Consider the following 13,099-nt stretch of genomic DNA (forward strand, 5'->3'; position numbering starts at 1 on the left):
TGCCGATCTGGCACCGGGACGAGCGGTACGGGGTGGGCTTCGTGTGGGGCATCAGGCCGTCTCCGCCTGGGTGAGGTGGGGGCGCTCGGTGGTGGGGGCGGCGTACCGACTGACGCAGGGCGTGCTGGCGCCGTGGCCGATGGTCCGTCCCGGTGGGGTGGTGCGGCGTAAGGGCTTGTAGGGATGGGCGGTTCGGACCGGCCGCGGTCTGGTCGAGTGGAGTGCGCGGCGGATACGGTTGCGCATGCTGATCAGCTCCCATCGCTGATGGCCGGGTCCCCGGACGTCGTGTGTCGCGGGGACCGCTTGTTCACGGCGGCCCAGAGGGTTCGGCCGCCCAGGCTGGTGGCGAGGAGACCGAAGCGGTCTGCCTGTGCCAGGACTTCCAGGACCTCCCGCCATGTTTCTGCCGGGAGGGTTTCCGGTACCTCCGCTTCGATCGACGTGTGTCTGGTGTGGGCCAGCACGCGTGTGGTGAGTCCGAGGGCGGACAACCGGGTGGCGAGAGCCTCCGCGCTTACTTCGGGAGCAGGCACAGGGCAGCCTCCGTTACCGGTGATCACTTTAAGTGAAGCTAGTTAACTAGATTAGAGCTAGTGGACTAGATTTTCCATATGCCTGAGCAGCCGCCATAACTCCGTATCGCCGACGAACTGCGGCGGCGGATCGCGGAGCACGAGTGGAGTCCTGGAGACCGGCTGCCCTCGCGGGCTCAGATCGGCCAGGAGTGCGGGGTGGGCGAGAACGTTGTCCGCCGGGCCCAAGAGCTGTTGATCTCCCAGGGCGTGTTGGAGGGGCGGGCCGGGTCCGGGACCTACGTGGCCGAGCCTCGGCAGCGGGTGCGGATGGTGCGGTCCGCGGCGCGCGAGCAGCCTGACGGGTCGCCGTTCCGGGCAGATATGAAGGCCGTCGGGCGGAACGGTGGCTGGGAGAGCCGGACCGATGCGAAGGTGCCCGCGCCGGCGGAGATCGCTGCGCGGCTCGGGGTCGGTGAGGGCGAACTGTGCGTCCGGACCGTCTACGAGTTCCTCGCCGACGGGCGTCCCGTGCAGCTGTCGACGAGCTGGGAGCCGTACGACCTCACCGGCGGGACCCTTGTCGTTCTGCCTGAGGGTGGACCGCATGCAGGGGCCGGCGTTGTGAACCGAATGGCCCAGATCGGCGTCACCGTCAGCCACGCCGTCGAGCAGCCCGAGCCGCGGCAGGCGACTGCGGAGGAGGCTTCCCTTCTCGGGATCCAGAAGGCCGCGCTCGTCACGCATATCCGGCGGACGTACTACAGCGACGAGGGCCGCCCCGTCGAGACTGCCGACATCATCGTGCCCACCGCCCATTGCGAGATCGTCTACGAGATCCCGATCAGCCGCTGACTAGGCTTCGCATAGGGGGTAGAGTCGCTTGGTTCGGTATCTGCAGCAGTAAATGGAGGCAACAGCCGCCATTATTGCCAGCCGCTCCTGGCCGTCAGGCTAGCTTTATGGACCGCTTAGGGGTGATGCGTCGTGGACCCGGACAGCGGATCGCTAGGCGGCTCGCCTGCCAGCCGAATTGCGGGAGACCGTGCGGGCTCGATCGCGTCTCGGTCCGTGACGCCAATTAGTGCGTTGAAAAGCCAAATGAGGCGCATGGAGCGAAGGGAGCCCAGGAGCAGCAAGCCCTCGGCCGGCCAAGCCAAGAATCCCGGTTTGGAGTTCCGGTCGATCAAAAGAAGGACGATGCACCCTCCGGCAATCAAGAGCATGCTGCTCAGGATGCTGGACCAGTTCCGTCGCAAGCTAGGCCCGAACCGCTGACGCATGGCTTGGATTGTATCGCCGCGGGAACTTGCGTACTGCGCGATGGCCGCGGTGGCGAATCCGCCAACCAAGGCCGCGACAGAAGCAGTCGTCGTGTAAACATCCTTCCTTCTATCCAGGCTTGGCCTCTCGAAGAAAGCCGACATCCCTCCAGATTTCCACCAGACTGCGTGAATAGCGAGTACGAGCGCTGCGGCCAGCCAATCAAGGCCTGGCGTTTCGCTCCATATATTCTTGATTCTTGTGACCACCCGGAACATAGCTGCCACACCCCCTCGACCCAAGGAGTCCAACACTAGCCCTAGGCACTGACAGCGGCCCTCAGGTCCCTTTCGCGGTCGCGTGCCACCTGTAGGATCGCCTCTACGGCGGACTCGTAGCGAGGACGCGGGTAGTTTGAGCCCACTTCAATGCGGCACTTGACCGTAATGTGGTGCTTTATGAAGTCGAGTGGCTCATCGGTCACTTCGCCATCTTCATCGATCGATGTGATGTTGGCCTGCGCGCGATCGATCCCGCTAGGCTCCTCCAGGTAGCCGAGTTCTGACATCAGGGAGTGGATGTCGCCCTGCAATCTGCGTTGTGCGCGGAAGCGTGCTACTGGCCCGGGCCCATTCTTCTTGGGGACTTCCAGCTTCAGTGAAATGCGATGATCCGGGTAGCGTTCGGAGCTAAGTCTTACAAAGCTTGCCAATCCCTCTCCGTCGGGGGGCGGGATGGCGGGGCTCGGACGGTAGCTGAACTCGAAGCTATGAACGGCGTCTGCCTTTTCGAGCTTCTCCCATACATTCTGCCCGATTACAGGCCAGAGGGCGATTTCCTCACTCGCGACGTTGCATCCGTTGAGCCACCGTTGAATAGAAGACGCTCGGGGGGAACCTGGCTTCCCTTGCAGGACGCCGATGATATTTCCGTAGTCCAGGAAACATACCGTTGTCGTGTCGATGGTTCCTTTGTTTCCCTCAAGTCTCATCTCCTCGATTCGCCCCAAATCGAGATCCACTGTCTGGAGCTCACTGGTTCCTACTCTTCCGACGAGAAGATTGAATCGACCGGAGGCGTGGACGGATTGGCCGATGTAGCTGTGTTGGGTGTGGGACAAAACTCGATCGGAAACTGGTCGATTCTCAATCTCCATGAGAGGTGCCTGCCAATTTGCATGTTCCATGCGGGGGTTAACCCCATCCTTGGCGCGCACGATCTCAAAGAAGGCAACCGTCCCTGTCCTCGTCGCCATGGCCCCCACCTCGTTCGCTGTACAGCTGCGTAGCCACATAGCGTGACGGTCCGTGACGATCTCCGCAAGGAGTTGTCGTAAAGCGAGCTGTAGCCGCGTGCGCGCACGTGTGCTTTGGCTTGATCGGGACGGCCAGGTGGCCTGGTCCTGCCTAGTGGGTGCCAAAGCGTGGGCCCGTCGCCGTCGCTGGCTACGACAGGCGCACGCAAGTTCAATCGATGGCAGAGCCGGCTTGCGTGCGCTTCCGTCACGGCTAGGAAGGTGGATGGTCCAGGCGCTCCAAGGTGAGCTGGTAGGCGTTCCTCAGTCGCGTGAAGTCGTAGAAGTCCCCCTGCGGCTCGCGCTTGACGGTCAATAGCCCCTGCGCTTCGAGTTCCTTGCGGCCCTTGGTCCACGTGTCCGAGGACAGGTTGTAGCGCTGACGCCTCGCCGTGTGGATGTATCGAGGCTCCGAGTGCCCTCCAAGGGCTTCTCTGAGGGCAAACAGTAGGGCCGTTGCCGTTGGCGACAGCTGGAGGAGCCAGCCCCGTGTCCAGAACTCGACCGGCATGCCGACGTAGCGGCCCTCCTCCCTTGGTTGCGTGTACACCCCTCCATCACCGGTGGCGCTCCGCAAGGTGATCGCCGAGGGCCGCCCCCACTGCGGCTGGAGGTCGATGAACTGGTTCTCTTCCAGCCACTTCAAGTTGCTGGCCACCCGCCTTGGCCCCGTCCTCGGGTCGAGTGCGAGCATCTGCGTCCAGCCGTTCGGGCCCGGCGGTCTGCGCAGGTCAAAGGGCTCTTTCGTGGCCATCATGGTGATGCACAGGTAAAGCTGGAGACGCACCTTGCCGCCGCGCCCGCCTTGGATGAGCCGAGCAAGCGGCGGAGGTGAGTCGCCGTCCTCAGGTGCGATGACGAACGCCGGCGGGAAAGGGATGTGCCCCCGCCTCTTCGCCTTGTCCGCTGCCCCCTGCAAGTAGGCGAGCGCCTCAGGCTGGCGTCCATCGAGTGGCACGTCTTTTACCTTCCTGCAGGAGAAACAGGGATATGGGGCTAACAGGGGTACACGGGGGTGCTTGGAGCTTCTCTATGGATCCCGTCACGAGGGTCGAGAGACTACAGCAAGAGCGTAGACCTATACGAGGCAAAGGAAGACTACTCATCTGCTGATGTCAGGTGACTCCTGCACAGACGGCAAATACCCCTTTTGACCTGCTGTTTTCCCCCTGTCAACATCGCCTCAGTCAAGCCGGAGATCGTCGCGTGGCCCACCTGGGATGCTGCCGCGATTCCACGGATGAGGGGATTGATAGAGGTTGTCCAACCACGACTCATCGCTCCGAGGCCTCTGGGCGGCGGTCATCGTGCTCGGTGCGCTCATGGCCGCCATGCTCAGCACCGCCGCTCTTTGGACGGTGGGAGCGCCTGCGTACGCCGCGCTGGGGGGAGGGGGTGTCACCTTCATCGGTGTAGCCACCCTGGGGTTCACTCTGAGGAAGTTCTTGACCGAGTGAGGAGTAAGGCGTGATGCCGTAAGGCTCTGAGTAGCCGACATGGGTGCTCAGGGCCGTCCGGTCGGTACGGCGGGAGAAGTCTGAGCTTGTTCTCTGGGGCCTGTGCTGTCGGCGTGCTGCCGTCCGCCGCGGTTGCGCCTCCCCGCTCTGCGTCGAGCGCTGGAAGCATTTCACTGTCCGACGACGAAGGGGACAGGATGATTCAGCCGACGTGCAGTGCTCCTACCCAGAGCGGAGGCCGCTGCCGGAACAAGGCGATGACGGGTACCTCGCGGTGCTCCAAGCACCAGGGGGCTTGGTCCCCGTACGGGGTCGAGCAGCGGAAGAAGAAGGAAGCCGAAGCCAAGATGAAGAAGCTTCGGAAGAGGCGGTAACGGGCCGTCGAGTGCGGCCGGCTGACATCCACTGACATCAACGGCGGCGGATGACAGCGGTCGCCCGCGAGCTGCCGTGGCGGTGGTGACCAGCGATCCGCCCTTGGCGAGGGCGCCCCGCACGAGCTTACAAAGCAGATGTCGGCGGTTCGAAACCGTCCGCGCCCACCAGGGAATAGGCCCCCAGCCGATCATGGCTGGGGGCTTCCGCTGTGTTCTGCGGAGGAACGCCGAACCGGCTCGCCCGAGGCAGGTTCCGCGTAATGGCCGACTGGCCGCTCCCGTGCCCCGACTGCGACCGGCCCATGGAATGGAAGGGATTCTTTCTCAGCAAGCGTGAAGAGGACGAAGAGCGGGTCCGCCGCTTCCTGTGGGCGCTGTCAGGGCCGGACCCTATGGTGGCACTGGACCGACCGCCAGGATGAACCGCTGGAGCTCTGTCCCTTTCCCGGCTCGGTCCGCTGACTTCCGCAGCCTTGGGTATTGTCCGAACCGTTTGATCAGCCGGTAGCGGGGGTGGCATACACGACGAGCGGCACGATGAGCGGCTGTCCGATGAGGAGCTGGAGCTGTTCGTCCAGTACCTGCACCGGTTCGCGAACCACGAGGACATCTTCCTGAACCTGGAAGCCGGGGATCGAGAGCACCCCGTCTACGTCGTGGTCGGCAGGGACTGTCCCCCGGTCGGGGACGCCTCTGACTATCGGCGGCCGTTCGCGGATCGGCGGCAGCCGACATCCACCACTGACATCTACGACGGCGAATGACAGCAGTCGTCCACGGCTCCGCACTGCGTCCGCGAGCAGCCGTCCCACCCTGGCAACACCTGCCCGACCGAACTCCTACAGCGGTGATCGCTCGCTCCACCGCTGTAGGCGGAAGCAGGCCACCAGCGCGCTGCCGTCTTCGGTGAGGTAGAAGACGAAGCTCCCTTTCTGATCAGCAGAATCGATCATCCCTCCGCGCACCGGTCGGCCGTGCTCCCTGAGGAGCTGCACCGCTCGTTCCAGCCCGAGAGGTTCGACTCCGCGCAGCCGCGCGCGCTGAAGCCGGCGTGAGAAGACCCCGGCATGTTGCCCTGAGGGCTGCGTCGTATCGAACGTGTGATAGGTGGCGCCGTCATGGAGGGCGGCCAGAGCCGCCACGGACGCCGCCTCGTCATTGGCCAACAGCTTCTCCAGTACGTGCCGTTCCATGCTCACCTCCGTCGGGATCCTGCGGTACAGCAGCCAGGTACCGCAACCCACTCATCGCCCCCGCCCGGCAGCGTTCCTCCGGGGCCTCAGGGACGCCGGTATGCCCCCGCTGACCGATCCGGCTAGAGCTACGGTCAGAAGGGTCGTCGCTCCCCGTGGGCGTCGAGAGCGTCGGTGTAGCGCTGGAGCTTCACCCCGAGATCCTGCCGGAGGAGGCTCGCCACTCGGCGGGCTTCCTCCAGCTCGCCGGCGGCGCAGAGTTCGACGAGCTCAGCCACGTCCGCGGAGAGCGTGCTGAGGGTGTCGCCTTGGACCAGGACGCCGGGAAAGCGACGGCCTGGCAGGCGTACTACGGCGTCGTTGCCACCGTCGGTGAACAGCTCGGCTTCCACGCGCTCCATCGAGCCTCCGTCTCAGTGCCCGTCTCGTCCAGCTTGGTTCAGGGCCAGGGCCGAGGTTGGGGCGCTCGGCATCACTGACCGCGCCTGAACGCAGGTGGACAGCCTGGTGCAGGCTGTCACGCGGCATCAACAGATTTGGAAGGCGTGCGCGCGGCCCGCGCTGGCAGGTCACTCTTGGCCATCGGCGGAGCCTGGCCGTCGGTTGGGTCCCGGAATTGCACCAGGCCGCCCCCGGACAGAGCCAGGGATGCAGCTGCACTACAGAGCTGGATACCTCGGAAACCGGCCGCGCGCAGGCACGACAGTATCTCCGGGTACTGACAGACGAGGCTCTCACGATCCCAGGCCTATGGTGGCCAGCGATGAGGGGAAGCCCCCAGGAAACCTCTGAGCCGGGCGAACTGGTCGAAGCACGCGGCCTACCGCGCTCCCAGCCGCGTTGGTTGCGCTAGCCACTGGCCATCAAGAGAGAGCCCATCTCCGCCTCGGACTGCACCGGCTCCAGGAAGCAGTGGTGGCGCAGTGCGCGGCCATTCCTGGGTCGAAAAAAAATTGGCCCCTTTCGTAGGCCATCGACCCTCTGAGGCGCCCTAGGCGACAGGGCCTCGGGGCCGTGTGTGCTCGAAACTGCTCGGCCAGGCCGTCTGTTCGGCATACTCGGTCACCTGGATCGCGAGCACAGGGGGTGGGCGGTGTACGGCCGGAGCGATGAGGCATGGGACCAGTTGACCGATGCCGGCCTGAAGTTCCTCGTTGAGCGGGCACAGCTCCGCAAGGTCACGACTTACACGGAGATGAACTCTGTGCTGGTTCGGCGGACCGGGATTCCTGGCTTTGACTTCGAGCAGGCGGATGAACGTGCTGCCATGGGCCGCCTGCTCGGATTGATCGTCGAGCGCGATTACCCGGACACCAGACTCATGATCTCTGCCCTGGTGCACTACCTCGGCGCGAATGATGCCGGGCCCGGTTTCTATGCACTTGCGCAGCAGCTCGACCTGCTTCCCAAGGGCTCCTCCGCGATGGCGAAACTGGCGTTTTGGATCGGGCAGGTCAACTCCCTCCACGAGCTTCATGCTCGTTCGTAGCTATCGGGAGACAGCAGGCATTCACGTTCTCTACGTGTCGGACGAGGCGGTCGGAGGCGGCTTCCGTGGCTGGGGGCTTTTTGTGTGAGCATGGGAGGCGTCGCTTCAAGCGGTAGCTCGCCTCAGGCTCGTAGGTCTGGCCAGCCGTCTCTGTTGGAGTAGCTCTCGGAGCAGTACCGGGTCGCGTGGTTCCACTTCTTGCCTGTGGCCAGTTCGTACGCCTTGTCCGGTACGTACAGCAGCCATTCGCCGTCGCGCTCGCTTGAGGTGTACGGGGCGAACTTGTCGGCGTCGGAGAAGACGCTCTCCCACACCGCTTGCCCTGCGGCGACCACAGCGCAGCGTGTGTACAGGAACACGTCGGCCGACTGCGGGAAGGGGCTGCCGTACCGGGCTGTCAGGTCGACGACCGGGAGCGTGCCGAACTTCTCCTGGTCCAGGCGGTAGAGGGCCTCTGACAGGTGCTCCGCGAAGCCGATGATGTGGGGGGCGGGGTGGCGGCTCAGGTTCCTCGGCGAGGCGTCGGCAGCTCTCCTCGGTTGCTTTGCCGTCCAGGGTGGCTGTCAGTGCCCAGAAGTCGGTCCATGTCACTCTCACGCGGCACAGGCTGTCAGGGCGGTCTGACATCTGCCGGGGGCGGTCCTGCCCCGCTGCTCTTTCGTGTGTTTCGGGCTGGCAGAGTTGGTCCATGCTTCTGAGTCCTGAGAAGACCCTGTTCGTTCGGGGTGTCACCCCTGCGCTGCTGCTTTCCGAGGCATCCGTTCACGGACTTCTGCCGACTCTGGCCGTGACGGACGGGGCGGTGCCCCTGTGTGGTGGGTGGAGCATCGTGCCTCGGCTCACTATGTGCGTCGTGGACGGGCCCGGGGAGGCCGGGGTTGTCGTTCCCGCTCTTGTGGCCCCTGTGGTCGATGTCGCCGACGGGGTCCTCGTGCCCGGCGACATGGGGGACTGGTGTGCGGACACCGAGCGGGCCGGCGGGGCGCTTGTCCTGTCGCTCGACGAGCTGCCCGAGACGCTCGACTGGGCCCACTTGATCGGCTCTGGTGTCGCGCGTGGCGGGTTTGTCGCCTGTCCGGTCTGACGCCCGCCCCGCTCTGCCGTTGACGTGGACCTGGCGGAGTGGGTGTACTTCCTGTATGGCTGAGGTGGGGGACGCGCCCGAGATCGGGGTGCAGGGCGGTGAGATGACGCCGCAGCGGTACATCGAGACGAGGCTCTCGCAGTACCAGGAGTGGTACGACTCCAAGGCGACCCGGATGAAGGCGATGCATCTGCGGATGCGGACCGTGTCCGTCGTCGGTGGGGCGCTCGTGCCCGTGTTCGTGAATCTCGACCTGGTCTTCGCCCGGGTCACGGCCACGGTGCTGAGTCTCGTCGTCGTCGCCGCCGTGTCGCTGGAGAGTGTGTACCGGTACCGGGAGCAGTGGAAGAACTACCGGTCGACCGAACAGCTCCTCGGGCACGAGCGCGTGTACTTCGAGACCAAGGTCGGGCCGTACCACGACATGTCGAAGCGGGACGCGTTCTCGACGTTGGTCGCCCGGGTCGAGAAGGCCATCGCCAACGAGAACTCCGCGACCCTGAACGTGATGACGCTCGGCGGGCAGGTCGGTGCCGATGTGCAGCGGCACGGGATTCCCGCCCCGCGGTCGCCGGTCGAGGACGGCCCGGTGTGAGCGCGGTGGAGGTCGAGCGGGCCCCTGGGCGCCTTGTCCCCGGGGCCCGTGGTGTTCACCTGCGGTGCTGCGGGGTCAGCACCACTTGTAGTCGACCTGCGTCGAGTTGTACGAGCAGCCGTCGACCCACGTGCCGGTCGACTTCCGCAGCGTCGCCGTGTCCTTGTCGTTGTTCCAGACGTACCAGCCGCGGTTCTGGAAGACGCTCGTCGCGTTGTTGGTGCCCTTGCCCGTGCGGACCGTGACGATCTTGCCCGCGCCGAGCGTGAAGGTGCCGAAGGTGTACTTGTGGTTGGCCGCGTCGGTGAGCGTCCAGCCCCGCAGGTTCACCGCGTAGGCGGTCGTGTTGCGTATCTGCACCCACTCGCCGTTGAGGCTGTAGTTGCCGCCGCGGTCCGTGCCCGGGCTGTCGTAGTAGATCTTGTACAGGTGGACCGAGCCGGCGGCCTGCGCCTGCGTGGGCAGCAGAAGGATGCCGGAGGCGGCGGCCGCGGTCAGGGCCGCGAGTGTGCGTACGCGAAGCATGGATGTCCCTCGGTTTCTGCCGGAACGCCCGCCGATGGGGCCCGGCGAGCACACAGAATATGCATGACCTTCACTCCTTCCGCACAGATTCCCGTGAGTTGGTCGGCTGTGACCTAAAGTCGTCCCATGGCCGACGAACCCCTGCGTCTCACCGTCCTCGGTTCCGCGACGCCCTTCGCCCGGCCCGGCAACGCCTGTTCGGGCCATCTCGTCGAGGGCGGCGGCGTGCGCGTCTGGGTCGACGCAGGGAGCGGCACCCTCGCCGAACTCCAGCGGTACGTCGCCCTCGGTGACGTCGACGCGGTGTGGATCTCCCATCTGCACGCCGATCACTCCGCCGACCTCCTCACCGCCTACTACGCCCTGCTGTACGCGGGACTTGAACTGCCTTTGCCCGTACTGCTGTTCGGGCCGGCCGGGATCGCGGATCGGCTCGCCGGCTTCCTCACCAACGGGCCCGACCGCAGCCCCGTCGAAGGCGCCTTCCGCGTCGAGGAGTTGTACGACGGGCATGTCGTCCGGGTCGGCGGGCTCACCCTTCGGTCGCGAGCCGTCGAGCACGGGATGCCGGCCTTCGCGCTGCGCGTGGAGGACGAGGCCGGGCGCTCGCTCGTCTACTCCGGGGACTGCGAACCCTGTCCCTCCCTCGTCGAACTCGCCCGCGACTGTGACCTTCTCGTGTGCGAGGCGGACGGGGCGGGGGCCGGGCATCACTCGGCCGCGCAGGCCGGCCGGAGCGCGGCCGATGCCGGTGCCGGCCGGCTTGTCGTGACCCATGTCGGGGCGGGCGTGCGGCCGGAAGAAGCCGTCGCGCTGGCCGCCGCCGAGTTCCCCGGCGAGGTGGCCCACGCCGACCCGGGGCTGCGGATCGAGGTCACGCGTCGAAGTCGTACTCCAGGACGTACGCCGACGAGTCCAGCGTCATCTCGTTGAGCTCCACGGCCGTCCCCGGCCCACTGAACGCCGTACGCCCGATGAGGACCACCGGCGTCCCGAACTGAAGGGCCAGCCGGTCCGACTCCTCCGCCGTCGGCATCCGGCAGCGGATCTCCTCGCGGAACCGCACCGGCCGGTGGCCCAGCTCGGCCAGCCGGGCGTAGGTCCCGCCCGGCCCGGTGTCCGGCTCCGTGATCGGCGTTCCGCGCACGAGGTCCGCGGAGAGGTACGAGACCGAGAGCAGCACCGGCTTGGCGTCGAGGACGAAGCGGCGGCTGCGGACGCATACGGGTGCGCCCGGCGGCAGGTTCAGCGCCCCCGCGACCCGCGCGCCGGCCGGCGTCTCCGCCACCTCGATCTGGTCGACGACCAGGTCCCGGTCCTCCACGTCCGCCGACCAGACCGAGCGTCCGTTGCCCCACTGCTCGCCCGACAGGCGCGGGATGCCCCGGCGGCGCAGCGGGCGGAAGACGCGGACGAAGACCCCGGCACCCTTACGGGCCTCCGCGAGACCCTCGTTGCGCAGCACGGCGAGGGCCTGGCGCGCCGTCATCCGGGCGACCTCGTAGGTCGTCATGAGGTCGTTCTCGCCGGGGAGCCGGTCGCCCGGCGCGAAGGCGCCTGACTGGATCGCGGTTCTCAACTCGTCGGCGATGCGCTGGTACTTGGGCCGACGAGCGCTTTCCTGGTCAGTCACGGGCGGACCACTCCCTTCATTTGCGGGACACCCTACGGCGCACCCCGCGGCCAGGGTGCACACGTGTACGCCGCCCCGCCCGGTCGATCCATCCATCGGGGGACATCTCTAGAGATACGTTGACAGGGCGGGGCCGTAGGGCTTCTCTGGGTGTCCCCACGTTTCAGGGAGATCGGGACGGAGGATGCGTGCAGCCACTTCCCGAGGTCGGTGACCTCGTCCGCGACAACGCCACCGGGCGGGTCGGTTTCTATGTGGAGAGCGTCTCCGGACGCTTTCTGATCCGCGCCGTCCACGGCGGCGGCGAATGGGAGGCCGAGCCCACCGACGTCCAGCCGGCCACGCCCCTGCGGGAGCTGCGCGCCCGCGCCGCCGAGATCAACGCGCGTAGTCGGCGGGGGCTGGGGGCCTGAGGGCCTGAGCGCGCCTGAGCGGGCCTGAGCAGGCCTGGGGGGCTTGTGAGGGGCGTCGGGCGTTCGGTCGGGTAGGGCCTGGTGGTCTCGGTCCGGTGGCCCTTTGTGCGGGCTCGGCGGTTGTCAGTGGGGCGCGCCACACTGGAGGCATGTGCCGCAGCATCAAGACGCTCCGACCGCCCGCGCTGCCCGAGGAGGCGACCGAGGAGGACATCCGCGCCGCCGCCCTGCAGTACGTCCGCAAGGTCTCCGGGTTCCGCGCCCCCGCCGCCCACAACCGCGAGGTCTTCGACCGGGCCGTGGACGAGATCGCCGCCGCGACCGCGAGACTTCTCGACGACCTGGAGGTGCGCGGGGCGCACCCCGGTGTCAGGAGGCAGGAGCGGGAGCCACAGCCGGACGCCGTATGAGGTAGGCGGCGAGACCGCCGGCCAGGAAGAGCGCAAGGGTCGACACCCCCGCGCTGAACCAGGTCGCGCCCAGCCACTGCCCGCCGAGCCAGCCGAGCCCCACGCTGTACGAGGCCCAGGTCACGCCCGCGAGCGCCGACCACGGCAGGAACTCCTCGACCCGCCGCTTCGCCGCGCCCGCGCCGAGGGAGACCACGGAGCGGCCGGCGGGGGCGAAGCGCGCGAGGACCACGAGCAGGCCGCCGCCCCGTGTCAGCGCGGTGCCGAGACGTTCCTGCGCCAGGGACAGGCGCTTCGACCGGGCGATGGCCCGGTCCAGCCTGGCCCCGCCCCGGCGTGCGAGCCGGTACGCGAGGAAGTCGCCGAGCACGGATGCCGTGGCCGCGCAGAGGAGCAGGGGCAGCAGCGACGGCATGCCGGGGGTCGCCGCGGTGGCCGTGGCCGCCGCCGTGGCGGCCGTGATCACCAGGAAGCCGCTCGGCAGCACGGGCAGGAAGACGTCGAGCAGGATCGACGTCGCCACCACCGGATAGATCCATGGGCCGGCGGTGAGCGACCGCAGCGATCCCAGGCTGTCGAGCAGATTCACAGGGCCTGAGCCTACGCGGGGGCGGGAGGCCGTCTGCCGGGTGGGTGCCGGTGGGACGTCGGGCGGGTGCCGCGCGGGTGATGCGCGGGCGCCGGGGGTGCCGGTGGAGTGCGGGGTGGGGTTTCGGGGGCGAAAAGGGCCGGAAGACGTGCTGCGGATTCCGGCCCGTTCCCGTACGGAGACGGCTCCCGTTCCCGTACGGAGGGGGCCCGTTCCCGTACGGAAACTGCTCCCGTTCCCGTACGGGGGGCCCGTTCCCGTA

16 protein-coding genes and 1 pseudogene are annotated in these 13,099 nt (G+C 67.0%); 7 read left to right on the forward strand and 10 right to left on the reverse strand.

Annotated features, from left to right (window positions below):
- Nucleotides 1-261: 261 nt before the first annotated feature.
- Nucleotides 262-536: pseudogene (locus tag IO20_RS41115) on the reverse strand (hypothetical protein); the annotation flags it as partial.
- A 105-nt stretch (nt 537-641) separates the two neighbouring features.
- Between IO20_RS41115 and IO20_RS36150 the strand changes: the two are divergent.
- A complete protein-coding gene (locus IO20_RS36150) occupies nt 642-1,370 on the forward strand; it encodes a GntR family transcriptional regulator (RefSeq protein WP_245684849.1) in 729 nt (242 codons plus the stop codon).
- A 727-nt stretch (nt 1,371-2,097) separates the two neighbouring features.
- On the opposite strand, the gene IO20_RS40175 is transcribed toward IO20_RS36150, so the two are convergent.
- The 5 genes from IO20_RS40175 to IO20_RS0100435 form a co-directional block, all read right to left on the reverse strand.
- On the reverse strand, nt 2,098-3,033 hold the full coding sequence (locus IO20_RS40175) for a hypothetical protein (protein WP_157850717.1): 936 nt from the start codon (nt 3,031-3,033) through the stop codon (nt 2,098-2,100).
- Nucleotides 3,034-3,286: 253 nt separating this feature from the next.
- Nucleotides 3,287-4,030, reverse strand: coding sequence for a hypothetical protein (locus IO20_RS0100410; RefSeq protein ID WP_030547856.1), 744 nt, complete (start codon nt 4,028-4,030; stop codon nt 3,287-3,289).
- A gap of 1,373 nt (nt 4,031-5,403) precedes the next feature.
- Nucleotides 5,404-5,718, reverse strand: coding sequence for a hypothetical protein (locus tag IO20_RS40180; RefSeq protein WP_157850718.1), 315 nt, complete (start codon nt 5,716-5,718; stop codon nt 5,404-5,406).
- Nucleotides 5,719-5,745: 27 nt separating this feature from the next.
- Nucleotides 5,746-6,099, reverse strand: coding sequence for a hypothetical protein (locus tag IO20_RS0100430; protein ID WP_030547852.1), 354 nt, complete (start codon nt 6,097-6,099; stop codon nt 5,746-5,748).
- Nucleotides 6,100-6,233: 134 nt separating this feature from the next.
- Nucleotides 6,234-6,500, reverse strand: a complete 267-nt coding sequence (locus IO20_RS0100435) for a DUF6959 family protein (protein ID WP_030547850.1) — start codon at nt 6,498-6,500, stop codon at nt 6,234-6,236.
- Nucleotides 6,501-7,192: 692 nt separating this feature from the next.
- On the opposite strand from IO20_RS0100435, the gene IO20_RS36155 reads away from it, so the two are divergent.
- Nucleotides 7,193-7,588 carry a hypothetical protein gene (locus IO20_RS36155; protein ID WP_030547848.1) on the forward strand — a complete coding sequence of 132 codons (396 nt, stop codon included), beginning with the start codon at nt 7,193-7,195 and terminating at the stop codon, nt 7,586-7,588.
- Nucleotides 7,589-7,710: 122 nt separating this feature from the next.
- Here IO20_RS36155 and IO20_RS36160 read toward each other — a convergent pair whose 3' ends face one another.
- The gene (locus IO20_RS36160) at nt 7,711-8,094 is read right to left on the reverse strand and encodes a DUF4240 domain-containing protein (RefSeq protein WP_245684850.1); all 384 of its coding nucleotides are present in this window, start codon (nt 8,092-8,094) and stop codon (nt 7,711-7,713) included.
- 182 nt (nt 8,095-8,276) lie between these two features.
- On the opposite strand from IO20_RS36160, the gene IO20_RS0100450 reads away from it, so the two are divergent.
- Nucleotides 8,277-8,672 (forward strand): hypothetical protein, encoded by a 396-nt coding sequence (locus IO20_RS0100450; protein ID WP_030547846.1) that lies wholly within the window; start codon nt 8,277-8,279, stop codon nt 8,670-8,672.
- 55 nt (nt 8,673-8,727) lie between these two features.
- A complete protein-coding gene (locus IO20_RS0100455) occupies nt 8,728-9,267 on the forward strand; it encodes a DUF4231 domain-containing protein (protein WP_245684837.1) in 540 nt (179 codons plus the stop codon).
- A gap of 75 nt (nt 9,268-9,342) precedes the next feature.
- On the opposite strand, the gene IO20_RS0100460 is transcribed toward IO20_RS0100455, so the two are convergent.
- Nucleotides 9,343-9,792, reverse strand: coding sequence for a lamin tail domain-containing protein (locus IO20_RS0100460; RefSeq protein ID WP_030547842.1), 450 nt, complete (start codon nt 9,790-9,792; stop codon nt 9,343-9,345).
- A 126-nt stretch (nt 9,793-9,918) separates the two neighbouring features.
- On the opposite strand from IO20_RS0100460, the gene IO20_RS0100465 reads away from it, so the two are divergent.
- A complete protein-coding gene (locus tag IO20_RS0100465; RefSeq protein ID WP_030547840.1) occupies nt 9,919-10,725 on the forward strand; it encodes an MBL fold metallo-hydrolase in 807 nt (268 codons plus the stop codon).
- Here IO20_RS0100465 and IO20_RS0100470 read toward each other — a convergent pair.
- Nucleotides 10,667-11,425: a GntR family transcriptional regulator gene (locus IO20_RS0100470; protein ID WP_030547838.1), complete on the reverse strand. Its 759-nt coding sequence runs from the start codon at nt 11,423-11,425 to the stop codon at nt 10,667-10,669. The two genes, IO20_RS0100465 and IO20_RS0100470, sit on opposite strands and share 59 nt — an antisense overlap.
- A gap of 188 nt (nt 11,426-11,613) precedes the next feature.
- Between IO20_RS0100470 and IO20_RS0100475 the strand changes: the two genes are divergently transcribed.
- Together IO20_RS0100475 and IO20_RS0100480 are read left to right on the forward strand one after the other, a co-directional pair.
- Nucleotides 11,614-11,838 carry a hypothetical protein gene (locus tag IO20_RS0100475; RefSeq protein ID WP_030547836.1) on the forward strand — a complete coding sequence of 75 codons (225 nt, stop codon included), beginning with the start codon at nt 11,614-11,616 and terminating at the stop codon, nt 11,836-11,838.
- Between the two features lie 149 nt (nt 11,839-11,987).
- On the forward strand, nt 11,988-12,248 hold the full coding sequence (locus IO20_RS0100480) for a DUF2277 domain-containing protein (protein WP_030207858.1): 261 nt from the start codon (nt 11,988-11,990) through the stop codon (nt 12,246-12,248).
- On the opposite strand, the gene IO20_RS0100485 is transcribed toward IO20_RS0100480, so the two are convergent.
- The gene (locus tag IO20_RS0100485; RefSeq protein WP_030547834.1) at nt 12,208-12,831 is read right to left on the reverse strand and encodes a DedA family protein; all 624 of its coding nucleotides are present in this window, start codon (nt 12,829-12,831) and stop codon (nt 12,208-12,210) included. The two genes, IO20_RS0100480 and IO20_RS0100485, sit on opposite strands and share 41 nt — an antisense overlap.
- Nucleotides 12,832-13,099 lie beyond the last annotated feature (268 nt).

The organism is Streptomyces exfoliatus (genome assembly GCF_000725545.1).
GTDB lineage: Bacteria > Actinomycetota > Actinomycetes > Streptomycetales > Streptomycetaceae > Streptomyces > Streptomyces exfoliatus.

Excerpts from the sequence above, each read along its gene's own strand:
- IO20_RS40175 (WP_157850717.1), bottom strand. The coding sequence starts at position 3,033 with ATGGCGACGAGGACAGGGACGGTTGCCTTCTTTGAGATCGTGCGCGCC.
- IO20_RS0100430 (WP_030547852.1), bottom strand. The coding sequence starts at position 6,099 with ATGGAACGGCACGTACTGGAGAAGCTGTTGGCCAATGACGAGGCGGCG.
- IO20_RS0100435 (WP_030547850.1), bottom strand. The coding sequence starts at position 6,500 with ATGGAGCGCGTGGAAGCCGAGCTGTTCACCGACGGTGGCAACGACGCC.
- IO20_RS0100450 (WP_030547846.1), top strand. The coding sequence starts at position 8,277 with ATGCTTCTGAGTCCTGAGAAGACCCTGTTCGTTCGGGGTGTCACCCCT.
- IO20_RS0100455 (WP_245684837.1), top strand. The coding sequence starts at position 8,728 with ATGGCTGAGGTGGGGGACGCGCCCGAGATCGGGGTGCAGGGCGGTGAG.
- IO20_RS0100460 (WP_030547842.1), bottom strand. The coding sequence starts at position 9,792 with ATGCTTCGCGTACGCACACTCGCGGCCCTGACCGCGGCCGCCGCCTCC.
- IO20_RS0100465 (WP_030547840.1), top strand. The coding sequence starts at position 9,919 with ATGGCCGACGAACCCCTGCGTCTCACCGTCCTCGGTTCCGCGACGCCC.
- IO20_RS0100480 (WP_030207858.1), top strand. The coding sequence starts at position 11,988 with ATGTGCCGCAGCATCAAGACGCTCCGACCGCCCGCGCTGCCCGAGGAG.